General features: G+C 57.0%; 19 protein-coding genes. 6 read left to right on the top strand and 13 right to left on the bottom strand.

Features of this window, described 5'->3' with window-relative positions:
* Positions 1 to 66: 66 nt before the first annotated feature.
* Entirely contained in the window at positions 67 to 1770 is a 1704-nt protein-coding gene (locus tag AC4PCC_RS01310) for an alpha-amylase family glycosyl hydrolase (protein WP_492126166.1), read from the top strand.
* Positions 1771 to 1805: 35 nt separating this feature from the next.
* Here the strand turns inward: AC4PCC_RS01310 and AC4PCC_RS01305 are convergent, their stop codons facing one another.
* Positions 1806 to 2075, bottom strand: coding sequence for a YdgH/BhsA/McbA family protein (locus AC4PCC_RS01305; RefSeq protein WP_067699898.1), 270 nt, complete (start codon positions 2073 to 2075; stop codon positions 1806 to 1808).
* Positions 2076 to 2247: 172 nt separating this feature from the next.
* A complete protein-coding gene (bioH, locus tag AC4PCC_RS01300) occupies positions 2248 to 3024 on the bottom strand; it encodes a pimeloyl-ACP methyl ester esterase BioH (protein WP_492126165.1) in 777 nt (258 codons plus the stop codon).
* A 34-nt stretch (positions 3025 to 3058) separates the two neighbouring features.
* Between bioH and gntX the strand changes: the two genes are divergently transcribed.
* Complete coding sequence (gene gntX / locus AC4PCC_RS01295; protein ID WP_492126164.1) at positions 3059 to 3742, top strand: DNA utilization protein GntX; 684 nt, start codon at positions 3059 to 3061, stop codon at positions 3740 to 3742.
* 58 nt (positions 3743 to 3800) lie between these two features.
* Positions 3801 to 4376, top strand: coding sequence for a Fe-S biogenesis protein NfuA (gene nfuA / locus AC4PCC_RS01290; protein WP_492126163.1), 576 nt, complete (start codon positions 3801 to 3803; stop codon positions 4374 to 4376).
* Between the two features lie 4 nt (positions 4377 to 4380).
* Here the strand turns inward: nfuA and malQ are convergent, their stop codons facing one another.
* The 4 genes from malQ to glpE form a co-directional block, all read right to left on the bottom strand.
* Entirely contained in the window at positions 4381 to 6441 is a 2061-nt protein-coding gene (gene malQ, locus AC4PCC_RS01285) for a 4-alpha-glucanotransferase (protein WP_492126162.1), read from the bottom strand.
* A 285-nt stretch (positions 6442 to 6726) separates the two neighbouring features.
* On the bottom strand, positions 6727 to 7485 hold the full coding sequence (locus AC4PCC_RS01280; RefSeq protein WP_067699914.1) for a DeoR/GlpR family transcriptional regulator: 759 nt from the start codon (positions 7483 to 7485) through the stop codon (positions 6727 to 6729).
* A gap of 45 nt (positions 7486 to 7530) precedes the next feature.
* Positions 7531 to 8346 (bottom strand): rhomboid family intramembrane serine protease GlpG, encoded by an 816-nt coding sequence (gene glpG, locus AC4PCC_RS01275; RefSeq protein ID WP_492127607.1) that lies wholly within the window; start codon positions 8344 to 8346, stop codon positions 7531 to 7533.
* A 217-nt stretch (positions 8347 to 8563) separates the two neighbouring features.
* On the bottom strand, positions 8564 to 8890 hold the full coding sequence (gene glpE, locus AC4PCC_RS01270; protein WP_492126161.1) for a thiosulfate sulfurtransferase GlpE: 327 nt from the start codon (positions 8888 to 8890) through the stop codon (positions 8564 to 8566).
* 225 nt (positions 8891 to 9115) lie between these two features.
* Here glpE and glpD point away from each other — a divergent pair, with 225 nt between their 5' ends.
* Positions 9116 to 10624: a glycerol-3-phosphate dehydrogenase gene (gene glpD / locus AC4PCC_RS01265; RefSeq protein ID WP_492126160.1), complete on the top strand. Its 1509-nt coding sequence runs from the start codon at positions 9116 to 9118 to the stop codon at positions 10622 to 10624.
* A gap of 100 nt (positions 10625 to 10724) precedes the next feature.
* On the opposite strand, the gene glgP is transcribed toward glpD, so the two are convergent.
* The 5 genes from glgP to glgB all read right to left on the bottom strand — a co-directional run bounded on the left by glgP (position 10725) and on the right by glgB (position 20179).
* Positions 10725 to 13172 carry a glycogen phosphorylase gene (glgP, locus tag AC4PCC_RS01260; protein WP_492126159.1) on the bottom strand — a complete coding sequence of 816 codons (2448 nt, stop codon included), beginning with the start codon at positions 13170 to 13172 and terminating at the stop codon, positions 10725 to 10727.
* A gap of 21 nt (positions 13173 to 13193) precedes the next feature.
* Entirely contained in the window at positions 13194 to 14627 is a 1434-nt protein-coding gene (gene glgA, locus AC4PCC_RS01255; RefSeq protein ID WP_067699923.1) for a glycogen synthase GlgA, read from the bottom strand.
* A gap of 81 nt (positions 14628 to 14708) precedes the next feature.
* Positions 14709 to 15998 (bottom strand): glucose-1-phosphate adenylyltransferase, encoded by a 1290-nt coding sequence (gene glgC, locus AC4PCC_RS01250; protein ID WP_492126158.1) that lies wholly within the window; start codon positions 15996 to 15998, stop codon positions 14709 to 14711.
* 12 nt (positions 15999 to 16010) lie between these two features.
* Positions 16011 to 17996: a glycogen debranching protein GlgX gene (gene glgX / locus AC4PCC_RS01245; RefSeq protein ID WP_492126157.1), complete on the bottom strand. Its 1986-nt coding sequence runs from the start codon at positions 17994 to 17996 to the stop codon at positions 16011 to 16013.
* Complete coding sequence (gene glgB / locus AC4PCC_RS01240; protein WP_492126156.1) at positions 17993 to 20179, bottom strand: 1,4-alpha-glucan branching enzyme; 2187 nt, start codon at positions 20177 to 20179, stop codon at positions 17993 to 17995. Before glgB ends, glgX begins: the two co-directional genes overlap by 4 nt.
* 63 nt (positions 20180 to 20242) lie before the next feature.
* On the opposite strand from glgB, the gene AC4PCC_RS01235 reads away from it, so the two are divergent.
* On the top strand, positions 20243 to 20539 hold the full coding sequence (locus tag AC4PCC_RS01235; RefSeq protein ID WP_492126155.1) for a hypothetical protein: 297 nt from the start codon (positions 20243 to 20245) through the stop codon (positions 20537 to 20539).
* An 84-nt stretch (positions 20540 to 20623) separates the two neighbouring features.
* On the opposite strand, the gene asd is transcribed toward AC4PCC_RS01235, so the two are convergent.
* Positions 20624 to 21733, bottom strand: coding sequence for an aspartate-semialdehyde dehydrogenase (asd, locus tag AC4PCC_RS01230; protein ID WP_067699930.1), 1110 nt, complete (start codon positions 21731 to 21733; stop codon positions 20624 to 20626).
* Positions 21734 to 22014: 281 nt separating this feature from the next.
* On the opposite strand from asd, the gene AC4PCC_RS01225 reads away from it, so the two are divergent.
* Complete coding sequence (locus AC4PCC_RS01225) at positions 22015 to 22608, top strand: YhgN family NAAT transporter (RefSeq protein WP_067699932.1); 594 nt, start codon at positions 22015 to 22017, stop codon at positions 22606 to 22608.
* An 854-nt stretch (positions 22609 to 23462) separates the two neighbouring features.
* Here the strand turns inward: AC4PCC_RS01225 and gntU are convergent.
* Positions 23463 to 24803, bottom strand: coding sequence for a gluconate transporter (gntU, locus tag AC4PCC_RS01220; protein ID WP_492126154.1), 1341 nt, complete (start codon positions 24801 to 24803; stop codon positions 23463 to 23465).

The following is a 24803-nucleotide window of genomic DNA, read 5'->3' as shown; positions in this document are numbered from 1 at the left end:
TGCTTCCAGGGTCTACAGTGAAAGTTAACGTAGCTGTCCAAAAATGCGGTGGCGCACTGTATAAAAATGGAAATTATCAACAGCCTGCTCGATAAAATCTATGACCATGCCTTTCCCGCCGCCTGTCGGGAAAGGCTGACAGAAAGCATTCAACATACCCGCAGCGCCATCAACCACCCGCGCAAGGCACACTGGGATGAAAAAGATGTGGTGCTGATCACCTATGCCGATCAGTTTCGTGAAAGTGACGCCCCCACTCTGCAAACCTTCTGCCGTTTTTATCAGCGCTATCTTCACGCCAGCTTTAACCTGGTTCACCTGCTGCCATTTTTTCCCTGGTCATCCGACGATGGTTTTTCGGTAATGGATTATCATCAGGTCAGCCCGGCCTGTGGCGAATGGTCAGACGTCGCCGCGCTGCATCAGCGCGTCCGGCTGATGTTTGATTTCGTGTGCAACCACATGTCAGCGCACAGCGCCTGGTTCAAACACTACCTGGCAATGGATCCCGGCTGGGATGATTTCTTTATCAGCATGCCCCCGGCGACCGACCTCAGCAGCGTCACCCGGCCGAGAACCTCCCCTCTGCTCACCCCTTTTACGCTGGCCGATGGCAGCACGCGGTTTATCTGGACGACTTTTAGCGCGGACCAGATTGACCTTAACTTCGCCAATCCCAGGGTGCTGGTGATGATGGTGGAGGTGCTGCTGGACTATCTGGCAAAGGGGGCAGACTATGTCCGGCTGGATGCAGTGGGCTATATGTGGAAAACCCCCGGTACCGCCTGCATTCATCTGGAAAAAACCCATCTGCTGGTTAAATTATTTCGCGCTATCGCCGGTGAGGTCGCACCCGGTACGGTGATTGTGACGGAAACCAATGTGCCGCACCGGGACAATATCAGCTATTTTGGCAACGGGCAGGACGAGGCGCAGATGGTGTATCAGTTTTCGCTGCCGCCGCTGGTACTGCATGCCATCCATTACGGTTCGTCCCGCGCGCTGAAGCAGTGGGCAAGCTCGCTGCCAGCGGGCGACGGCAGGACCACCTATTTCAATTTTTTGGCTTCCCATGATGGCATCGGTCTGAATCCACTGAGGGGGCTTTTACCTGAGACGGAAATAGTGTCGCTGGTGCGAGATCTGGCGATGGAAGGCGCGCTGATTTCTTATAAAAATAACCCTGACGGCACCGCCAGTCCCTATGAAATTAACGTCACCTATATGGACGCGCTAAACAGTAAGGAGGAGAGTGACGATATTCGCCTGCAACGCTTTATGCTGGCGCATGCGCTACTGCTGGCTTTCCCTGGCGTTCCCGCGATATATATTCAGAGTATTCTCGGCTCGCGGAATGATATGGCGGGGGTTAAGGCGGCGGGGCATAACCGGGCGGTTAACCGCGAGAAATATGCGCTCCACGACATTGAAGCGGCGCTCGCCAATAAGCAAACGCTGCGCCATCGGGTTTATTACGCACTCAGCGGACTGATTCAGCTGCGGATCCGCCAGCCTGCCTTTCATCCTGATAATCCGATGACGGTACTGCCGAGCGATAATGCCCTGTTTATTTTCCGCAGGCAGGCAGTTGAGGGGGGGGAGGATCTGCTTTGTGTTTACAATCTCAGCAGTCGGGAAATAACCTGGTCACCGCCGGAGAGCGGGCGCTACCGTGATATTTATCACAATGTCATTATAGAGAGCGAGGCTGAACTGACGCTGGCCCCCTGGCACTGGCTGTGGCTGAAAAGCTGCCCACAACGGGCCTGAGGGAAGTCGGGCGGGGGTAGACCCCGCCCGCTATATTATTTATAAACGTCTGCAACGGCGCTGAATTTACCGTGCTCACGACCGGCGATAATCAGATAGTATTTACCGCCTTTCTCATCAGCCAGTTTGGATAACGCATGTTTGGCATCCATCGGTGATGTCGTTTCCGCCGTCGTATTGACCGTGCCGATTTTTTCCAGCTTCATGCTTTTCACTTCTTCTTTGGTGACTTCTTTTGCCGCAAAGGCACCGAAAGAAACAGAACCCATCACTAAAGCAATCGCAACAGTTTTAATCATTTTCATCAAAGATACTCCAGTTAATATTGTTGTAAGGAATAAGCAGCCGCTTGATGATCAGACAGGGAGGAAACCCGGGCCCGCTCCCTGGACAGCTCAGAGGTAAAAAGTAAGCGCCTCTGCTCACCTCACTGATTATCACCGGAAATGAATAAATTGCCAGTTTTGTAAGCGAAAATTAATGGGGGATTTCAAAGGCGAATTCCTTAAGTCGCTCGCAAAAAACGTCCGGGTGGGAAATAAAGGGCGCGTGTGCCGCTTTTTCAATAATAACCGACCGGCTGCCGGGCCAGGCTTTATCCAGCACTGGCGCTATCCGGCGCGGGACCAGGCCATCAAGGGCGCCATAAATACGCAGCAGCGGCACGCTGAGCGTCAACATTTCCTGGCGCAGATCGAGGGTGCGCAGCGTTTCCAGCCCGCCATTCAATACCTCAACCGACGGGGATGGCAGGGCCAGTACCACGCTCTTTAACAGGCGCGCATCCTGACGGGCCGATGCCGTACCCAGCGTTTGCAGGGCAAGGAACCGCTCAACGGTGCGCTGAAAATTTTCGCTCAGCTGGTGCTGAAAGCCGCTTAGCGTTTCAGGCCTGATACCAGGCCACTCCTCTTCGGCGGTGAAACAGGGGGATGACGCCACGCTAACCAGTCCGGCTACGCGCCCGGGGTGCAGCAGCGCCATTTGGCTGGCGACCAGGCCACCCAGTGACCAGCCCAGCCATATCGCCCGCGCAGGAGCCTGCGGCAACAGAGTTTCAACCATCTCCTCAACGCGCATCGGTGGAAAGGCCTGGCTGCGACCGTAGCCCGGAAGATCGACCAGATGCAGACGAAAATGAGGGCTGAGCCGTGCAATGAGATGCTGCCATACGCCCGCATTCAGCCCCCACCCGTGCAGCATCACAAGATCGCGATCGCCGTCGCCGATAGTCTGCCAGTAAAGCTGAGTCATCCGTTAATATCCTGTTTTTGCCATGGAGGCCGCTATGCTATCAATCCCTGCCCTCTGCTGGCTATGCCAGATGCCGTTAGCCATCGCCCATCATGGCTGCTGTAGCCTGTGCCTGCGCCACCTGCCCCGTCTGCCCCCCTGCTGCCCACGCTGCGGATTGCCCGCTCTGCATGAGAGAACCCCCTGTGGTCGCTGCCTGGTCCGCCCCCCGGCCTGGAGCAGGATCGTTGCGGTTTGCGACTGGCAGCCGCCCATTAAGGCGCTGGTTAAGCGCCTGAAGTTTTACCGCGTCACCGCGCTTTCGCTGATGCTGGCCAGGATGCTGCTGCTCGCCTGGCTCGCCGCCCGCCGTCAGCACGGGCTGCGTAGACCTGATGTGATGATAACGGTACCGTTACAGAAGAATCGGGCCTGGCAGCGGGGCTTCAATCAGATGGATGACATCGCCCGCTACCTGGCCCACTGCTGCGGCTGCCGCTATCTCCCCGCAGCTCTTAAACGCACCCGTAAGGCAAAAATCCAGCACCGCTTAACTGCATCTGCACGGCGGCGTAATTTACGCGGTGCATTCAGGGTTGAAATTGACGTCAGGGAGCGGCATATCACTCTGCTGGACGATGTGGTCACCACGGGCAGTACCGCTCAGGAAATTAGCCGCATACTGCTGGCCGCCGGTGCGGCGAGCGTAGAGATATGGTGCCTGTGCCGAACCTTGTAGAGCGTCGGCGATGGGCGTATTATAACCAACTAAATTAGTCAACTATTGAGCAATCGCCATGATCCGAATTACTGATTCTGCGCAAGAGCACTTTGCAAAACTGCTTTCGAAACAGGAAGAGGGCACCCAGATCCGCGTATTCGTTATTAATCCGGGTACGCCGACCGCGGAATGTGGCGTCTCTTACTGTCCACCCGATGCCATTGAAGCCACCGATACTGAACTTAAGTTCGACAAGCTTTCGGCCTTTGTTGACGAACTGAGCGCACCGTACCTGGACGACGCTGAAATCGACTTCGTTACCGATAATCTGGGTTCTCAGCTTACGCTTAAGGCCCCCAATGCCAAGATGCGTAAGGTCAGTGATGACGCCCCGCTTATCGAGCGCGTGGAGTACCAGCTACAGGCACAAATTAACCCGCAGCTGGCCAGCCACGGCGGCAAGGTTTCGCTGATGGAAATTACCGAAGACGGCTACGCTATTCTGCAATTCGGCGGCGGCTGTAACGGCTGTTCCATGGTTGACGTAACCCTGAAAGAAGGCATCGAAAAAGAGCTGCTGGTGGCCTTCCCTGAACTTAAGGGCGTGCGCGACCTGACCGAGCATCAGCGCGGCGAGCACTCTTTCTACTAAAACGTCACCGCCTGCGATCAACGTCTTTGATTAAGCGGTTAACGCGCGGGTCGGCGAACATCTCCTCCAGCGTGGCGCTCAGTTTGCGCCGCCAGTTGGGGTACTGTTCGGTGGTTCCGGGGACGTTAACCGGCTTGTCCATATCGAGCCAGTCTTCCGGTTGCAGGCCGAGTAAAGCGCTTTCGCTATCAGCGATAAATCGCTGCATGCCGCGATTCAGTTCGTGGCTCATTTTCATCCGGCTGGCCTTTTTGCCGCTGTGCTTTGGCAGGCAGCCATACTGATGCAGCGCATTCAGCAGGGCCTGTTTCTGCCGGGCGCGGTCCTCATAAAGTCCGTTCAGGATGACTTTGTCAGGGTAAAGCCCCAGCCGCTCGCCCAGCGCCAGGTCATCTGCCGTCCAGAAACCCCGTAGCGTAGGCAGGTCGTGTGTCGTGGCGCTGGCCATTGACTGCCGTGGCCAGGCCTCGGGGGAACGGTAGCTGTCCTTATCCTGCTGCTCGAAATAGAGCACCTTCCACGAGTAGATACCGCTGTCCCTTAGCAGGGCGACGATCTCCTGTGGGACGGTTCCCAGATCCTCCCCGATCACCATGCACTGGTTGCGCTGACTTTCCAGCGCCAGGATCGCCAGCAGATCCTCCACCGGGTAATGGACATAGGCACCAAAATTGGCCGTTTCCCCGGCGGGGATCCACCACAGGCGCAGCATTGACATAACATGATCGATGCGCAGGGCGCCGCAGCTCGCCATATTGGCTCGGATCATGTCGATAAAGGGCTGGTAGCCGCGCGCGGCCATAACATGCGGATCCATCGGCGGCAGCCCCCAGTTTTGCCCAAGCGGGCCGAGGATATCCGGCGGCGCGCCAACCGACGCCCCCAGGCAGTAGAGCGCTCTGTCGCACCAGGTTTCCGCCCCGCCTTCTGAAACGCCAACCGCCAGATCGCGATATAATCCTACCGGCATCCCCCGCTGCTGGCTAAGCTGCCAGCAGGCGTCAAACTGGCCTGCGGCCAGCCACTGAAGCCAGAGCCAGAAGCGGATCTCCCGCTTATTTTGCTGACAAAACTGCTGCACCGCCTGGCCGCCGGGATCCTGCATCACCTCCGGCCAGGCTGGCCAGCCCCAGCGTGCTGCATCCTCCTGCAGCATCGCACCATGCAGCGCATCGTAGGTCGCCTGCCACCACAGACCTGATCCACCATCGACAATAAACGCCTCAAATTCGCTAACGGCCGGGTCATCCGCTGTACGCTGCTCAAACTGCTGCCAGGCATGCCGCAGGCCGGCAATTTTCAGCTCTGCCACCCGGGAGTAGTCCACCCAGTCGCTCTGCCTGGCCTTCGCCAGCTGCGCCTGGGTGTTTTTTTGCTGCCACCAGCGCTGAGCCGCGACGCTCTGCTGAAAGTCCGGCACCGCCGCTACGTCGATATAGAGCACATTCAGCCAGCGCCGTGATGAAGGGCTGTACGGACTGGCATTTTCCGGGCTGGCAGGGTAAAGCGAATGAATTGGATTGAGTCCAATAAAGGCGCCGCCGCGATCGGCAAGCTCCGCCAGCATCAGTTTCAGATCGCTGAAATCACCCATCCCCCAGTTACTTTCGGACCGCAGGGTGTAGAGCTGCACGCAGGCACCCCACAGCTTTGCCCCCTGCCGCAGCGGTTCAGGCTCGAAGCAGCGCGTTGGCGCGACGATAATCCGGCACGTCCAGTCTTTTTTACCCTGGTGAAGATGAAGCTGATGATAGCCAAACGGCAGGCTGCCCGGCAGCGCCAGCGCCTGGCCCGCACTTACCTGGCCACTGTATTCCCGTCCGCTTTCCAACACCAGCTGCCACTGATACTCGCCGCGTCCGGCAATATCGACTTTTACGCTGCGCCGACGGGTAAACACTTTGCAGGCCGGGATCGGACCTGGCGTCGTCCTGCCAGCATCAGACATTGCAGCCAGCAGGCGCTGACGAACCTGCTGGCTTATTGCTTCGGGTTCACCTTTTGCATTGATATAGTTTGCGGCTATCCCCGATGCCGCAGAAGCCCGCTCAAACTTGTTATCCATCGTCCCGTCCTTACGGTTTGCCCTGCCTGACAGGCTGTTGATCATGATGAAAGGCGCGTTCCACGCTGTGGCTCACCGTTGATAAAAAACACAATTACAGGCTCTTACAGTTAAGACCGGATCGGATAAAAAAGCTTCCCGGCGGAGAAGATATTCTGGTGTGAGGGCAACGTTCTGAAAGGGGGGCAGCATCCATGCTACAACTTGATAAGGGTCAGACTTCAGCAAAGCTTAAGATGCGAAGGGTCAGAATTCAGTCTCGCTCAGGCTGTTAAGGGCAAGACTTCAGCAAAGCTCAAGATGCACATCATGCTGTTCAATCATCTTCAGCACGCCTGGGGGCGGGGCTTCGTCGGTAAACAGATAATCGATCAGGCCCATATCCCCCAGATTGATCATCGCATTGCGGCCAAACTTGGAGTGGTCGACCGCCAGCATCACGCAGCGTGAATTCTCAATAATTGCCCGCTTGGTGCGAACCTCGTGGTAGTCGAAATCAAGCAGCGAGCCGTCCATATCAATACCGCTAATGCCCAAAATGCCGTAATCCAGGCGGAACTGGGAGATATAGTCCAGCGTCGCTTCGCCGATGATACCGCCATCACGGGTGCGTACCTCGCCGCCAGCGATAATCAGGCTGAAGTCGGGTTTCGACATAAGCAGCATCGCCACGTTGAGGTTATTCGTCACCACCCGCAGATTGCTGTGATTAAGCAGCGCATGGGCCACCGCCTCGGGCGTGGTGCCAATATCAATAAACAGAGAAGCACCATCGGGAATGTGGCTGGCGACCCGCTGGGCGATACGCGCCTTTTCCGCCGACCACATTCTCTTGCGATCCTGCCAGGCCGTATTTTCCGAGCTGGACGGCAGGGCCGCGCCGCCATGATGGCGCTGAATTTTGTTCTGTTCAGCCAGATCGTTCAGATCGCGGCGAATCGTTTGTGGGCTGACGGTAAAATGCTCCACCAGCTCCTCCGTACTGACATACCCCTGACGACGCACCAGCTCGATGATGGCGTCATGACGTTGCGTCTGCTTCACATAGCTCTCCTGTTTTTCGCGACCGTGCCCGCTATACCTACAGGCTCATTTGACATTACGGGTATCAACAAAGGCCATTGCCAGCCCCACCAGCAGCCCGGTCACATGCGCGGCGTTGGCAATGGACAGCCCAAACCACCCCATATAGCCTACCACCAGCCAGACCACCGCGAAGACCATCATCCCACGCTCCAGATACACGCCGCTTTCGGGATCGCGCTCGCCTCTGAGCCAGGCATAGCCCATCAGCGCATAGACCGCGCCGGAGAGGCCGCCAAACATTACGCCGCTGAAGCGGGACTGCATCCAGCCGCTGAGCAGGGCGGATATCACCAAAATCACAAAGAGCTTGCCGGCCCCGAGACGTTTTTCAATGGCCCCGCCGAGATACCACCACCACAGCAGATTGAAAGCGATATGGAGAAATGAGAAGTGCAGCAGAGCCGGGGTAAACCAGCGCCACAGCTGAAAGTGCTGGTTTTCACTGGGCCACGCCAGCCACGACATGACGGTTTGATCGCCCAGCAGCTGCATCAGGATAAAAACCAGGGCACAAAGACCGATAACCGTCAGCGTAAGCGGTCCCGCGCGCTGGGTGATGTTAGTCATCAGCGACGATCCCTGATAGCGAAGGCCGCTGGAGGTGGTGCCAGAGTGCCAGCTCGCGGCCTGGTAGCGTGGGTGATTAGGATCGCGGATAAACCGCTCCAGTTCGCTTTCAACCAGGCTGACCCTGGTATCATCATCCAGCCACAGGATGCTCTGGTTCTCGTGTTCAATCCTGATCGCTACGCCCTGGGTAGCCATATAATCCACAAAGGCCTGCGCCATACGAGGATTGGAAAATTCAGTAATGCGCATCATCGCCGTGGAAGTCCCTGTTTATCATCAATAAAGAACAGTATATACCCTAAATAATTCGAGTTGCAGGAAGGCGGCAAGTGAATCCCCGTGAGCTTAAAAAGGTAAGTGACTGGGGTGAGTGAACGCAGCCAACACCCCTGCAACCTGAAATATGACGGGGATATTTCACTGTTTTACCGGGTACAGGCTGTTACGCCCAACCTGCCCTCACCCCTTATGCCAGGCTTTCCACCCGCAGCGGGAAAGCGGCCTGCCAGGCCTCGAACCCGCCATCTACGCTGTAGACCTCTGTAAAACCCTGGGTCAGCAGGTACTGCGCCGCACTTTTACTGCTGATGCCGTGGTAGCACATCACCATCACCGGCGTGGCCGCATCGGTCTGTTCAATAAAGGTACTCAGAGAGTGATTAGTCAGGTGGATCGCACCGGTGGCGTGTGCCGTCGCATAGCTTTGCGGATCGCGTATATCGACCATCTGCGCCTGTTTTTCGATTAGCTGTGCCTGGGCCTGCTGCACGCTGATGCACTGAAATTGATCCATGATGGTGTCCCGTAAAAGCGAAATAAGAACCATTGTAACGCGAACGATGGAGACTATAACCCGGATAGCCGCAGGGTTAATCCTCTTTTCTGGGGGCAATTTTGTTACCTGCATCACGCATAAATGTTTTTATTCGGTTAACGCTGGCATCAATGTTGGTTTGCGATTATTATTATGCTCGAAAACGAACATTTGAGAACTATTCCGAACATCGGAGGGGATGACGTGGAAACCAAAGACTTGATCGTAATCGGCGGCGGTATCAACGGCGCTGGGATTGCGGCAGATGCTGCTGGACGCGGCCTGTCAGTACTGATGCTGGAAGCGCAAGATTTGGCCTGCGCCACCTCTTCAGCCAGCTCCAAACTGATCCACGGTGGCCTGCGCTATCTGGAACACTATGAATTCCGCCTGGTCAGCGAAGCGCTGGCGGAGCGTGAAGTCCTGCTGAAAATGGCCCCGCATATTGCGTTCCCTATGCGTTTCCGTTTGCCACATCGTCCTCATCTGCGTCCGGCCTGGATGATTCGGGTAGGTCTGTTTATGTATGACCACCTGGGCAAGCGTACCAGCCTGCCCGGCAGTAAAGGTGTGCGATTTGGTGCAGATTCAGTGTTAAAGCCCGAGATCGTGCGCGGTTTCGAATATTCAGACTGCTGGGTTGATGATGCCCGCCTGGTGGTACTGAACGCGCAGGAAGTGGAAAAGCGCGGCGGCGAAGTCCGTACCCGTACCAAAGTGACCCGTGCATGGCGTGAAAACAATCTGTGGATGGTGGAAGCGGAAGACGTCGACAGCGGTAAAACCTTTATTTGGCAGGCCAGGGGCCTGGTCAATGCTGCGGGTCCCTGGGTTAAAGAGCTGTTTGACGACGGCCTGAAGCTGAAATCCCCCTATGGCATCCGCCTGATTAAAGGTAGCCATATCGTGGTGCCGCGCGTTCACACCCAGAAGCAGGCCTATATCCTGCAAAATGAAGATCACCGCATCGTGTTTGTGATCCCCTGGATGGATGAGTTCTCCATTATCGGCACGACCGACGTCGAGTATAAGGGCGACCCGAAAAACGTGCATATTGATGAGAAAGAGACGGCCTATCTGCTGAACGTGTTTAACAGCCACTTTAAAAAGGCGCTGACCGCTGAGGATATCGTCTGGTCCTACTCCGGTGTCCGTCCGCTCTGTGATGATGAATCGGATTCGCCTCAGGCCATCACCCGTGATTACACGCTCGATGTCCGCGATGATAACGGCCAGGCACCGCTGCTGTCGGTATTTGGCGGCAAGCTGACCACCTATCGCAAGCTGGCTGAACACGCGATGGAAAAGCTGGCGAAGTATTATCCTAAAGCAGGCCCGGCATGGACCAAATCCTGCGTGCTGCCCGGGGGCGATATTGCCGGCACCCGTGAAGACTACGCCGCCAGCCTGCGTCGTCGCTATCCGTTTATCAGCGAGGCCATGGCGCGTCACTATGCCCGTACCTATGGCAGCAACACCGAGCTGTTTTTGAAAGAGGCCAAAAGCCTGGAGGACCTGGGCGAGCTGTTTGGCCATCATCTGTATGAAGCGGAACTGCGCTACCTGGTAGCCAATGAGTGGGTGCGCGAGCAGGATGATGCACTGTGGCGCCGTACCAAGCTGGGTATGTGGCTGAATGACGAGCAGCGCGCGCACGTTGGGGCATGGCTGGCGCAGCATGCGAAAAAGCCTGCGCTATCGCTGGCTTCTTAATGACGAAATAACAGCGGGCCGGTTCGCACTGCTGTCAGCTATAACTGACAGCAGTGCGAACCGGCCCGGTGTGCTCCCCCGCTCTTATTTATCCCCCTGCCTAAAGCTGTACCGGCTTTATCCCCCAAATCTCATCCGCATATTCCTGAATGGTACGATCCGAAGAGAAATAGCCCATATTGGCAATATTCAGCAGCGCCCTTCTCGTCCAGTCGTCGGGATTGCGATACAGCTCATCCACCTTATCCTGCGTGTCCACATAGCTGCGATAGTCCGCCAGCAGCTGATAATAATCGCCCAGGCTTACCAGGGAATCAAAAATATTCCGGTAACGCCCTGGATCCTGTGCGCTAAATTGCCCGGTGGCAATTTGCGTCAGTGCCAGATGAAGTTCGGCATCCTGCTCATAGATTTCGCGCGCGTTATAGCCGACCGCTCGCAGCGCCTCAACCTGCGGCGTGGTATTCCCGAAGATAAAGATATTCTCTTCACCAACGTGCTCCCGCATTTCAACGTTGGCACCATCCAGCGTACCGATGGTCAGCGCGCCATTAAGGGCAAACTTCATATTACTGGTGCCGGAAGCCTCGGTGCCCGCCAGTGAAATTTGCTCAGAGAGATCGGCGGCCGGAATAATGATCTGCGCCAGGCTGACGCTGTAGTTGGGAATAAAGACCACCTTCAGCTTATTGCGTACCTGGGGATCGTTGTTGATCACCTCTGCCACGTCATTGATCAGATGGATAATTTGCTTCGCCATGGTGTACGCCGAGGCGGCCTTACCGGCAAAGATGTTCACCCTCGGTACCCAGTCTGCATCCGGGTCGGCCTTGATGCGGTTATAGCGGGTAATGACATGCAGCACATTAAGCAGCTGGCGCTTATATTCATGGATACGTTTGATCTGCACGTCGAACAGCGCGTGGGGATCAACAACAATATCCATTTTTTGCGCAATATATTCTGCCAGGCGTTTCTTATTTTTCAGCTTGGAGTCGCTGATTTTCGTCAAAAAGCTGGGGTAGTCAATATACTGATTCAGCTCGTCGAGCTGGCTCAGATCGACGCGCCAGGTCCGGCCAATCGTCTCGTCCAGTACGCCGGAAAGCGACGGGTTAGCCAGCGCCAGCCAGCGACGCGGCGTCACGCCGTTAGTTTTATTGGAGAAGCGGCCGGGAAACAGCGCGGCAAAATCGGCAAACAGCGACTGGACCATCAGCGTAGAGTGCAGTTCAGAGACGCCATTAACCTTATGGCTGACCACGACTGCCAGCCAGGCCATCCGTATTTTACGCCCATTATTTTCATCAATAATCGAAATGCGCGCCTGCAAATCCCAGTCGTCGGGATAGTGTTCCTGAATGGTTTTGAGAAAGTAATCGTTAATATCGAAAATAATTTGCAGGTGGCGCGGCAGGATTTTCCCAATCATATCCACGGGCCAGGTTTCCAGCGCCTCCTGCATCAGGGTGTGGTTGGTGTAGGAGAAGACCTGGCAGGTCACTTCAAACGCATCGTCCCAGCTAAATTTATGCTCATCTATCAGCAGGCGCATCAGTTCGGGGATGGCCAGCACCGGGTGAGTATCGTTCAGGTGAATAGCAATCCTGTCTGCCAGATTGTCGAAGGTTTTATGCATCGTCCAGTGGCGGGCAAGAATATCCTGTACCGTCGCCGAGACCAGAAAATACTCCTGGCGCAGGCGCAGCTCCCGCCCGGAGTAGGTAGAGTCGTCCGGGTAGAGTACGCGGGAAACGTTTTCTGAATGGTTTTTATCCTCTACCGCCGCAAAATAATCGCCCTGGTTGAATTTCCCCAGATTGATTTCGTTGCTGGCCTGCGCGCTCCAGAGCCGCAGCGTGTTAGTGGTGTCTGTATCATAGCCGGGGATGATCTGATCGTACGCCATGGCCAGTACCTCTTCGGTCTCCAGCCAGCGGGAGCGACTGCCCTCCAGCTGAATACGGCCGCCGAAGCGCACCTTGTAGCGGGTGTTGTAGCGCTGGAACTCCCAGGGATTGCCATATTCCAGCCAGTAATCCGGTGATTCCGCCTGGCGTCCGTCGATGATATTTTGCTTGAACATGCCATAGTCATAACGGATGCCGTAGCCGCGTCCCGGTAGCCCCAGCGTCGCCAGCGAGTCCAGGAAACAGGCTGCCAGCCGCCCAAGCCCCCCATTGCCCAGCCCCGGATCGCTCTCCTCTTCGATCAGCTCCTCCAGGTCGAATCCCATCTCATTCAGGGCGTCGCGGGCATCGTTGTAAATCCCCATGGAGAGCAGCGCGTTGGAGAGTGTCCGCCCGACCAGAAACTCCATCGACAGATAATAGACCTGGCGAACATCCTGCGAGCGCTGCGCGCGGTTGGAACGCAGCCAGCGCTCAACCATACGGTCCCGCACCGCCAGCAGCGTAGCATTCAGCCATTCATGCTTGTTGGCGATGACCGGATCCTTACCCAGGGTAAACATCAGTTTATAGGCAATGGAATGTTTTAACGCCTCCACGCTGAGCGTGGGGGCGGTGTAGGTAAAAGGAGCCTTCATAGCAATTTTCCCATTCACTGATTACAACAGCCGCTGATAAAGATCGCGGTAGGCCAGCGCGGCCACCTGCCAGCTAAAATCCATCGCCATCGCCTGGCGCTGTACGTAGCGCCACAGCGAGGGACGGGACCACAAAACAAAGGCGCGGCGGATGGCGCGCAGCAGCGACCAGGCGTTGCTGTCCTCAAAGGCAAATCCGCTGGCAATGCCGTCGGCAAGGTTTTCCAGCGAGCTGTCATTGACGGTATCCGCCAGGCCACCGGTGCGCCGGACCAGTGGGAGCGTGCCGTATTTCAGCCCGTAGAGCTGCGTCAGGCCACAGGGCTCAAAGCGGCTCGGCACCATAATCACGTCGGCTCCGCCCATAATCCGGTGGGAAAACGCCTCGTGATAGCCAATCTGCACGCCCACCTGCCCCGGATACTCCGCCGCCGCGGCAAGGAAGCCCTGTTGCAGAACGGCATCGCCCGCCCCCAGCAGCACCAGCTGCCCCCCCTGCTCCAGCAGCCCGGGGAGTGCCTCGAGCACCAGATCCAGCCCTTTCTGTTTCGTCAGGCGGCTGACGACAGCAAAGACCGGCACCTTCTCATCTATTTTCAGCCCCATGGCAATTTGCAGCTGGCGCTTGTTTTCAACCTTCGCATCAAGGACATCGCGGTTGTAGCGCGCGGTCAGCAGCAGATCGTGCGCCGGGTCCCAGATGGCCGGATCGACGCCGTTCAGGATGCCGGTTAGTCGCCCTTCCATCTGCCGCTGCCGCAGCAGGTCCTCCATGCCGTAGCCAAACTCAGGCAGGGTGATTTCCCGCGCATAGGTTGGGCTGACCGCCGTAATATGATCGGCAAAAAACAGACCCGCCTTCAGATAGGAGATCTGACCGAAAAACTCCAGGCCGAACATATCGAAATAGGCGGCGGGCAGCTCTATCTCCTCCAGATGGTGCGCGGCAAACAGCCCCTGATAGGCGAGGTTATGCACGGTGAAGACCGATTTAGCAGGCCGTCCGCGCGCGGCGAGATAGGCACAGGCCAGGCCCGCGTGCCAGTCATGCGCGTGTACCACTTCCGGTCGCCACAGGTTATCCACGCCGCAGGCCAGTTCACATCCCATCCAGCCCAGCAGCGCGAAGCGCAGATAGTTATCCGTATAGGCGTACTGCGATTCATCGTGATAGGGACTGCCTGGCCGGTCATACAGCCCCGGCGCATCAATGATGTAAATCCCTACGCCTGCAAATTCTCCATAGTGCAGCTCTACTCTGCCCGCGAACGTCTGCAGCGTGGCGACAACCTGGGTATCCTTCACCCCTTTTTTAATATCCGGGAAACCCGGGATCAACACTCTGGTATCAATCCCCTCTGCGATTTGCGCCGCAGGTAATGCTCCGACAACATCAGCTAGTCCACCCGTTTTTAGCAGTGGAAAAATCTCTGAACAGACATGTAACACCTGCATTATCAACCCCTTAACTGTATGCTGACGCATTGACCCGCATCAGATGTTTTTTCTTATTACGGCCCGGCGCTGTTAAAGGCTTTAGTTCCGCCAGCCTAACTTCGCCAACATAGTGCGGGTCACCAGAACAATGCCCTCTTCAGAACGATAAAAACGGCGCGCGTCGTCGTCCGGGTTTTCACCAATGACGGTCCCCTCCGGAAGTTCGCAGGCACGATCAATCACGCAGCGGCGCAGGCGACACGAGCGTCCAACCACCACGTCCGGCGAAAGAACGGAGGAATCAATATTGCAAAATGAGTTGATGCGCACGCGGGAAAACAGCACCGAATTGACCACCACCGAACCCGAGATAATGCAGCCTCCCGATACCAGCGAATTCATCGTCATGCCATGGCTGCCCGATCGATCCTGGACAAATTTCGCAGGCGGCAGAGGCTCCATATGGGTGCGGATCGGCCAGTCGCGATCGTACATATCCAGCTCCGGCATCACTGAGGCAAGATCGAGGTTAGCTTTCCAGTAGGCTTCGAGCGTACCCACGTCACGCCAGTAGGGCAGTGAGCTATGATCGCCCTGCACGCAGGAGTCGCTAAAGGAGTGGGCCAGCGCCTCGCCGGTTGCCACCACCCTGGGCAGGATGTCCTTGCCGAAGTCGTGATTCGACTCCGGCAGCGCCAGGTCCTCTTCAAGCAGCTGATAGAGATACTCGGCGTTAAAGGCGTAAATTCCCATGCTGGCCAGCGCCTGGGTTTTATCGCCCGGCATCGAAGGTGGATCGGCGGGTTTTTCGAGAAAGCCGACCACTTTGTTATCGTCGCTGACCGCCATCACCCCGAATGCGCTGGCCTCTTCAATGGGAACCGGCAGGCAGGCAATGGTACAGTTCGCGCCGTTCTCCACGTGATCCAGCAGCATCCGTGAGTAGTCCATTTTATAGATATGATCGCCGGCCAGGATCACGATGTACTGCGCCTGATAGCGGCGAATGATATCGAGATTCTGGGTGACGGCATCGGCGGTGCCACGATACCAGTGCTCGGTCGAGAGCCGCTGCTGCGCGGGCAGCAGGTCGACAAACTCGTTCATCTCCTCATTTAAAAAGGACCACCCGCGCTGAATATGCTGCACCAGCGTGTGGGACTGATACTGGGTGATCACCGCGATCCGTCGGATCCCGGAGTTCAGGCAGTTCGACAGGGCAAAATCGATGATGCGGAATTTCCCGCCGAAGTGGACGGCGGGCTTGGCGCGGGTCGCGGTCAGGTCTTTCAGTCGCGTGCCTCGCCCGCCCGCCAGGATCAGGGCAACAGTTTGAGATGGCAATTGTCTTGCCAGCATCAGGGGATCGTTCTTATCTAATTTGACCATGTCTGACTCCTGTTATGATTGTTTGTGGAATACGCACACGCCGTGCGCGGCTCCATGCCAGACAGTTGACAGAATCGGGTTATCATCCCCGGCGAAAGGAGGGATGGCGCGCCATTCCCCCAGGGGTAATATCAGTTCGCACACTTCTTCGGTGGCGTTCATGGTAATAAGCCAGCGCTGTGAGAGCCGGATTTGCAGTGGTTGCAGCCCCTCCTGCCACGCACTGGCATCCAGCGGCTTTCCATGCTGGCCGAGCCACTCAACGTTCCCATCGCCCTCCTGCCACCAGCTATCGCAGCCGAGCGCCGGAATACGTCGCCGCAGATGGATGAGCGCGGTGGTGAAGGCGAACAGTTCGCTATCGTTATCATCCCAGTTGAGCCAGGTCAGCGCGTTATCCTGGCAGTAGGCATTATTGTTGCCGTGCTGGCTGTGGCCGTGCTCATCACCGGCCAGCAGCATCGGCGTACCCTGCGATAGCAGCAGCGTGGTGAGCAGGGCCTGTACGCTGCGACGACGCTGTTCCCTGACCGCCTGCGGGGCATCGAGCCCTTCCACCCCGTGGTTATGGCTGAAGTTAGCGTTATGCCCGTCACGGTTATCTTCACCGTTGGCCTCGTTGTGCTTCTGGTTGAAACTGACCACGTCACGCAGGGTAAAGCCGTCATGGGCGGTAATCAGGTTGATGGTCGCCGAGGGTCGCCTGCCATCCTGCTGAAACAGGTCGCTGGAGGCGGCAAACCGGCTGGCAAACTCCCCGTTGGTCATATCGCCATGCAGCCAGTAGCGGCGCATGACGTCGCGGAACTGGTCGTTCCATTCTGCAAACGGCGGAGGGAACTGCCCCAGCTGATACCCCTCCGGGCCGATATCCCAGGGTTCAGCGATAATTTTGCAGTTGCCGAGCAGCGGATCGGCTTTGATCAGCTGCAACATTTCCGCATCACGACGATATTCCGGCGTGCGGCCCAGCACCGGGGCCAGATCGAAGCGAAAACCGTCGACATGACAGACCTCCACCCAGTAGCGCAGGCAGTCGAGCGTCCACTGCATGACGCTGGGCTGGCTGGTGTTAAGCGTGTTGCCGCAGCCGGTCCAGTTTTCGTATGCACCGCTTTCACCCAGCCAGTAGTAGCTTTTGTTGTCCACGCCGCGGCCGGAGAGGGTCGGGCCAGTCTCTTCCAGTTCCGCGGTATGGTTAAACACCACGTCCAGAATGATCTCGATACCTGCCCGATGGAGCGCTTTGACCGCCTGCTGAAATTCACTACGAGGCTCTGCCCCATCCGCGCCTGAGGCGTAGCGGGCATCAACGGCCCAGGGCGCCAGCGGGTTATAGCCCCAGTAATTGGTCAGCCCGGCGCGCTGCAAACGCGGCTCATCGGCAAAACAGGCGATGGGCAACAGCTCCAGGCTGGTGATGCCAAGCCGCTTCAGGTAGTCGGTCACCACCGGATGACCCAGCGCGGCATAGGTGCCGCGTATCTCAGGCGGAATGCCCGGATGGCACTGAGTCAGCCCGCGAACGTGCGCCTCATAAATAACCGTCTCTCCCCACGGAACGCGCGGCGCGCTGTCGCCCTCCCACTTGAAGTCATCGGCCAGCACCACGCTTTTCGGCGCAACCGGGCCGCTGTCGCGTTGATCCATTTCACTATCGCCACACTGAAAGCGCGGGTCGTCCGGCACGCCGCCTTCAATCGCCTGCGCACAGGGGTCCACCAGCAGCTTAAACGGGTTAAAGCGGTGCCCCTGCTGTGGCTGCCACGGGCCGTGTAGGCGATAACCATAGCGCTGGCCCGGGCCAAGGCCCGCCAGGTAGCCGTGCCAGATATCACCGGTACGGCCCGGTAAATCTCTGCGCGTCTCCACGCCCTGCTCATCAAACAGACAGAGCTCCACGCGTTCGGCGTAGCGGGAAAACAGCGTAAAATTAACGCCATTGCCGTCCATAACGGCACCGGCTGGCGCGGATTTCCCCGGCAGGACCCGATTCACGCTGGCTCCCTGACCAGCCACACCGTGGACAGGGGCGGCAGCGTCATACTGAGCGAATGATCGCGGTAGTGGCTGGGATGTGCCTCGGTGTGAATCACCCCCAGGTTACCCGTGTTGCTGCCGTGATAATGCCCCGAGTCGGTATTAAGGATTTCACGCCAGCTACCCGGCTGCGTCACGCCAAAGCGATAGTGATGTCGGGTGACCGGCGTAAAGTTACTGGCGACGATCAGCTCATTACCCTCGCGGTCACGACGGACAAAAACAAAAATGGAATTCTCGAAGTCATCCACCACCAGCCATTCAAAACCGGCGGGATCAAAGTCGAGCTGATAGAGCGGCGGATTATCGCGATAGGTGTGGTTCAGATCCTTCACCAGCCGCTGCACGCCATGGTGGAAGTTGTCTCCGCCCTCCAGCAGATGCCAGTCCAGGCTGATATCGTGATTCCACTCCTTGCCCTGGGCAAATTCGTTGCCCATAAACAGCAGCTTTTTGCCCGGATAAGCGAACATCCAGCCGTAATAGGCCCGCAGGTTAGCGAATTTCTGCCACGCATCGCCGGGCATTCTGCCGAGGATCGACTTTTTGCCGTGGACCACCTCATCGTGGGAAAGCGGCAGCACAAAATTTTCGGTGCTGTTATAGAGCATGCCGAAGGTCAGGTTGTTGTGATGGTGCTTGCGGTATATCGGGTCCAGCTTCATATAATCCAGGGTGTCGTGCATCCAGCCCAGATTCCACTTGTACCAGAAACCCAGGCCGCCCGACTCAGGTGGACGCGTTACGCCCGGGAAGTCAGTTGACTCTTCGGCCAGGGTGACCGAGCCAGGAACCGTCTGGCCCAGCGTTCGGTTGGTGTAGCGCAGAAATTCGATGGCTTCGAGATTTTCTCGCCCACCCAGGTGGTTCGGCACCCACTCCCCTTCGGCGCGGCTGTAGTCGCGATGGATCATAGAGGCCACGGCGTCAACACGCAGCCCGTCGATGCCAAAGCGTTCGATCCAGTAGAGCGCGTTACCGGCCAGGTAATTGCTGACCTCACGGCGGCCAAAATTGTAGATCAGGGTATTCCAGTCCTGATGGTAGCCTTCACGCGGGTCGCCATGCTCATAGAGCTCGGTGCCGTCGAACCTGGCCAGACCGAAATCATCGGACGGGAAGTGCCCCGGCACCCAGTCCAGCAGGACATTCAGCCCCGCCTGGTGAGCGACGGCGATAAAATTACGAAACTCGTCGCGGGTGCCAAAGCGCCGCGTAGGCGCATACATGCCGGTAGGCTGATATCCCCAGCTGCCGTCAAACGGATGCTCGTTAATCGGCATCAGCTCCAGATGGGTAAAGCCCATCTCCTTCACATAGGGGATAAGCTGCTCGGCCAGCTCCTTGTAGCTCAGCCAGAAATTATTGTCGGTATGACGCCGCCAGGATCCCAGATGTACTTCATAGATGGAGATCGGCGCATCAAAATCATTCGCCCGCTTACGCGCTTCCGTCATCGCCGTCTTCGGCGGGATCCCGCAGATCATTGACGCGCTTTCCGGCCGCATTTGTGCTTCAAAGGCGTAGGGATCCGACTTGAGGCGCAGCTGTCCGTGCGCATCAATCATTTCAAACTTATAGAGCTGTCCCGTCACCGCGCCGGGGATAAACAGCTCCCAGACGCCAATTTCCCGACGAAAACGCATGGGATGGCGTCGGCCGTCCCAGTAGTTGAAATCCCCCACCACTGCGACCCGCTGGGCATTCGGTGCCCATACTGAGAAACGGGTACCGGGCACGCCATCAATTACATCCGCATGGGCGCCCATGGTTTCATAAGGGCGCAAATGGGTACCTTCTGCCAGCAGCCAGCTATCCATCTCGGCCAGCAGGGGGCCGAACCGGTAGGGATCGTCAATCAGGTTTTGCTGTCCATGCCAGGTGACGGCCAGCTGATAGCGAAAGGGCGTTTTGCGACGGGGAATGACGCTGTTGAAGAACCCGCGTGAATCAAGGCATTCAAGCTGAGCGCACTTACGCCCGGTATTGGTTTCAATCACCCAGACTTCGGTAGCATCAGGCAGCAATGCCCTGACCTCCAGACCGTTTTCAGTCTGATGCATGCCAAGTAACGAAAAAGGATCAGCATAGTGACCCGAAATTAATGCATTAATAAGCTGACGATCCGTAGGCGCGGACATGACTTTCTTCCCATGATATAGGGCAGACGATCCCCAATTATTTCAGGAATGAACTGCTCTTCATTGAGCAAAAGCACGCTGACGGGAGAGGTGACCATCCAGTGGAAAAAACCGCCGCAGCGTGCGACAAATTCAGTTGGATACTCAAAAAAAATTTTTGGACCAGAACGGGCAAACTTTCCAGTCATGTTTAAAAGACGCTATTTTTTAAGCATAGCTAAGCCGCCACTAAAGCCCTCACCGAAACGACAAAAATATGACTTCCAGATCAAACTTTCAGAGATTGGCGATGGGAATTCAGGGAAGAAAGCGAGTGAAGGCGCGCCAGCGCTACAGATAAACTTAGCTAATGGCGTTTGAACACAACGTGCTGTGGGCGGGTGGGGGTAAAGCGCCGGAGCGGCCGGGCAGGTTTTTTCGCCTGCCCGGCAGAGAAAAGCAACGTTAATCGACCAGCAGGCGCAGCATACGGCGCAGCGGTTCGGCGGCACCCCACAGTAGCTGGTCACCCACGGTAAAGGCTGACAGATAGTCCGGCCCCATATTGAGCTTACGCAGGCGGCCAACCGGGGTTTTCAGCGTACCGGTAACGGCGGCAGGCGTCAGTTCACGCATCGTCAGTTCGCGGTCGTTAGGCACCACGTTAACCCACTCGTTGTGGTCGGCCAGCATCTGTTCGATCTCACGCAGCGGCACGTCTTTTTTCAGCTTCAGCGTAAAAGCCTGGCTGTGGCAGCGAAGCGCTCCGACGCGTACGCAGAGCCCATCAACCGGGATAAGCGTGGACGGCTGCAAAATTTTGTTGGTTTCCGCCTGCCCTTTCCACTCTTCTCGGCTCTGACCATTTTCGAGCTGCTTATCAATCCACGGGATCAGGCTGCCTGCCAGCGGCACGCCGAAGTTATCCGTCGGCAATACGCCACTGCGGCTCATTTCAGTGACTTTACGCTCGATATCCAGAATGGCGGAGGCCGGATTCTGGAGCTCTTTCGCCACATGGTTATGTAGCATGCCCATCTGGCTTAGCAGCTCACGCATGTGACGAGCGCCGCCGCCGGATGCGGCCTGGTAGGTTGCTACCGAAGCCCACTCGACCAGATTGCTGGCGAACAGGCCGCCCAGTGACATCAGCATCAGGCTGACGGTGCAGTTGCCGCCCGCAAAGGTTTTAATGCCTTTGTCCAGCCCCTGACGGATAACCTGGTGATTAACCGGATCGAGAATAATCAGCGCATCGTCGTCCATGCGTAGCGTCGACGCCGCATCGATCCAGTACCCCTGCCAGCCTGCGGCACGCAGTTTTGGATAAATTTCAGTGGTATAATCCCCGCCCTGACAGGTAATGATGATATCGAGCGCCATCAGCGCATCAATATTAAAAGCATCCTGCAGCACACCCGCAGGCTGGCTACCCAATTCGGGAGCGGCCTGGCCGTACTGCGAGGTTGAGAAAAACACCGGGCGAATCACGTCAAAGTCGCGCTCTTCGCTCATGCGCTGCATCAGCACGGAGCCAACCATGCCGCGCCAGCCTATTAATCCAACTGATTTCATGTTGTACCTGCTTCAGGGGCATTACTGGCATCTGCTCGCCGGCAGCGATGCGCGCCTGTGACGCAACGATAAGGTCGCGGAGGGCGCAATGCGCGGGCGGTAAGCAATCTGACTGCGACAGTCGCGCCTGACCTGTTAGAGTAAATGGATAAGGGATCGATCTGACGTTTACCTTACAAAATGCTGGAAAAGTGGCAAGTGAATTAAATCGATTGCAGGCAAATTTTTAGCAATGCTGCTTATATCCTGCGGCAAACTGCGCAAATACGAGAACAACAACGATGACTGAAATGATCTCGGCAACAATATTATTGCTGCTTATTATGGATCCGCTGGGCAATTTGCCGATTTTTATGTCGGTTTTAAAACATCTGGAGCCGAAACGTCGACGGGTGGTGCTGATCCGCGAAATGCTGATTGCGCTGGTGATCATGCTGCTGTTTTTATTCGCCGGCGAGAAGATTCTCGTCTTTCTGAATCTGCGCACTGAGACCGTGTCGATTTCCGGGGGAATTATCCTGTTTCTGATCGCTATCAAAATGATTTTCCCTTCGCCAGAGAGTAGCAGTACCGGACTGCCTGCGGGAGAAGAGCCTTTTCTGGTACCGCTGGCGATCCCCCTGGTTGCCGGTCCTTCCCTGCTGGCCACGCTGATGCTGCTTTCGCATCAGTACCCCGACCGGATGAGCTATCTTGTGGGCGCGCTGCTATTTGCCTGGGGGACCACGGTAGTGATTCTGCTGCTATCGGGGCTCTTTTTACGTCTGCTGGGCGAGAAGGGCGTTAATGCACTGGAGAGGCTGATGGGACTGATCCTGATTATGCTGGCGACCCAGATGTTTTTGGATGGGATCCGCGCCTATCTGAAGATTTAACGCGTTTTGCCGCGTTAGCGGTGAAGCTGGGGGGCGGACCCGGTGCTGCGAAGTTGGGGGGTGTCGCCTACGGGTGGGGCCCGGTGCTGCAAAGTTCAGTGGCATCGCCTACGGGAGGGGCCCGGTGCCTGGCGGTCCTCACGCCGCGCGTAGCGCGGTCCCTTTGCTCCGCTCGTCGACCTTTCGGACCGGGCATGACGGGACGTCCCTGTCCCGGCATGCCCTTGTGCCAGCATCCCTGCTGGCCCATCCGGGTTTTCCTCCCTTCACTCAGCGCTGCGGATTGCCTGTCACCGGGCCCCACCCGTCTGCTCCCTTTGCATTGTGCTGGCTGTGGATAAAAGCAGTTTCACTAAAAGCAGCGCAGAAGCCCGCGCATTTACTGGGCTTAACTTGAAGCAACTCCGAAGCCCAAGAGGTGGACAATCCCTGCGGTTGACGGGCAATCCGCAGCGCTGCGGCGAAGACGGAAGGCCAGGCGAGAGCAGCAGGGATGCTGCTCTCAGGGAGCGGCGGGCAGGACGCCCGCTCGCGACCGGGCCGTCCGGCCTGACGTCGGAGCCAAAGGCACCAGGCAGAGCCTGGCGTGAGGACGCCCGGCAAACGCTGGGATTGTCCACCGGCAAAGCAAATAGTGCAGCCTGTATGACTGGCCGGCAAACGCTGGGATTGTCCACCGGCAAAGCAAATAGTGCAGCCTGTATGACTGGCCGGCGAACGCTGGGATTGTCCACCGACAAAGCAAATAGTGCAGCCTGTATGACTGGCCTGCGAACGCTGAGATTATTCACCGTAACAGCAGATATCATCGTCTGCGCAACAGACCAACGCCCCTGTTCATACCCTCTCAAACGTCAGGAAAGTATCTCAAACGCAATCATACCGACCACTGCACCAACGGTGCCGAGAATGGTTTCCATCAGCGTCCAGGTCTTCAGCGTCTGCGCTTCCGTGGCGCCGGTAAAACGGCCAAATAGCCAGAAGCCGGCATCATTAACGTGACTCACCACAATTGAACCTCCGGCAATGCAAATAGACAGGGCGGCCATCTGCGCGCCGGAATAATGCAACGGCTCAATCACCGGCATAATCAAACCTACGGCGGTCAGACAGGCAACGGTTGCTGAGCCCTGAATAATCCTCACCGCGGCGGCAAGAATAAAGCAGGCCAGCGCCACCGGCAGACCCGCGCCGGTCAGGGCATTCCCCAACGCCGGGCCGACGCCAGAATCCACCAGCACCTGCTTAAACACGCCACCGGCCCCAATCACCAGCAGAATAATTCCCGCAGGCTGAAGCGCACTGCCGCAGATCTGCATCACCCGCTCTTTATCCATTCCCTGACGGTAAGCCAGGCCGTAGATAGCGACCAGACAGGCCAGCAGGATGGCAATAAAGGGATGCCCGATAAACTCCAGCCACTCATACAGCGTACTGCCCTGCTCGGTAAAGCGCGCCCCGATGGTTTTCAGTCCAACGAGGATCAGTGGAAACAGGATCAGCGAGAGACTAAAGCTAAAAGAGGGCAACTTGCTTTCTTCAAATTCAGGATGGCTGGTCTCTGCGGGGAGCGAAAAGGTGACGCGGCGGCTGATAAAGTTGCCGAACAGCGGCCCGGCAATCAACATGCTCGGGATCGCCGCACACAGGCCCAGCATAATCATCCAGCCGAAGTCCGCATGCATCTGCGACGCCAGCAGCATGGGTGCCGGCCCCGGCAGCAGAAAGGCAGCCGACGCGGCCACCCCGGCAAACAGTGGGATTACCAGCTTGACCAGATTATCCTGAGTACGACGCGCGACCGCAAAGGCGATGCTTATCAACAGAACGACAGCCACTTCAAAAAACAGCGGCAGCGCGCAGATCAGTCCGGCAATCCCCATAGCGTAATGCGCACGGCTTTCGCCGAAGGTTTTCAGCATCTTAATCGCTATCTGATCGACTGCGCCGGTCTCATGCAGAATTTTACCGAACATCGCGCCAAGCGCGACCACAATCGCCAGAAAGCCCAGCGTGCCGCCCATGCCTTTTTGCATGGTGTCGGCAATTTTATCCAGCGGCATACCGGAGAACAGACCGGCACCCACCGAAACTAACATCAGCGCCACAAAAGCGTGCATCCGCGCTTTCATGACCAGAAACAGCAGCAGCAATACGGAACCTGCCGCGGTTAATACCAGCGTTGCAGTAGCCAT

Source organism: Erwinia sp. L03-1 (assembly GCF_058686115.1).
Note: the sequence above shows the minus strand (reverse complement) of the source record. Positions and strands in the feature narration are given on the sequence as shown.

Bases quoted from the DNA above. Each gene is read 5' to 3' on its own strand.
- nfuA (WP_492126163.1), top strand. From the start codon at position 3,801: ATGATCCGAATTACTGATTCTGCGCAAGAGCACTTTGCAAAACTGCTT.
- glpG (WP_492127607.1), bottom strand. From the start codon at position 8,346: ATGCGCATTACTGAATTTTCCAATCCTCGTATGGCGCAGGCCTTTGTG.
- glgA (WP_067699923.1), bottom strand. From the start codon at position 14,627: ATGCAGGTGTTACATGTCTGTTCAGAGATTTTTCCACTGCTAAAAACG.
- AC4PCC_RS01305 (WP_067699898.1), bottom strand. From the start codon at position 2,075: ATGAAAATGATTAAAACTGTTGCGATTGCTTTAGTGATGGGTTCTGTT.
- asd (WP_067699930.1), bottom strand. From the start codon at position 21,733: ATGAAATCAGTTGGATTAATAGGCTGGCGCGGCATGGTTGGCTCCGTG.
- glpE (WP_492126161.1), bottom strand. From the start codon at position 8,890: ATGGATCAATTTCAGTGCATCAGCGTGCAGCAGGCCCAGGCACAGCTA.
- gntX (WP_492126164.1), top strand. From the start codon at position 3,059: ATGCTATCAATCCCTGCCCTCTGCTGGCTATGCCAGATGCCGTTAGCC.
- malQ (WP_492126162.1), bottom strand. From the start codon at position 6,441: ATGGATAACAAGTTTGAGCGGGCTTCTGCGGCATCGGGGATAGCCGCA.
- glgC (WP_492126158.1), bottom strand. From the start codon at position 15,998: ATGGTCAAATTAGATAAGAACGATCCCCTGATGCTGGCAAGACAATTG.
- glgP (WP_492126159.1), bottom strand. From the start codon at position 13,172: ATGAAGGCTCCTTTTACCTACACCGCCCCCACGCTCAGCGTGGAGGCG.
- AC4PCC_RS01225 (WP_067699932.1), top strand. From the start codon at position 22,015: ATGACTGAAATGATCTCGGCAACAATATTATTGCTGCTTATTATGGAT.
- glgB (WP_492126156.1), bottom strand. From the start codon at position 20,179: ATGTCCGCGCCTACGGATCGTCAGCTTATTAATGCATTAATTTCGGGT.
- AC4PCC_RS01310 (WP_492126166.1), top strand. From the start codon at position 67: ATGGAAATTATCAACAGCCTGCTCGATAAAATCTATGACCATGCCTTT.
- gntU (WP_492126154.1), bottom strand. From the start codon at position 24,803: ATGGCTACTGCAACGCTGGTATTAACCGCGGCAGGTTCCGTATTGCTG.
- bioH (WP_492126165.1), bottom strand. From the start codon at position 3,024: ATGACTCAGCTTTACTGGCAGACTATCGGCGACGGCGATCGCGATCTT.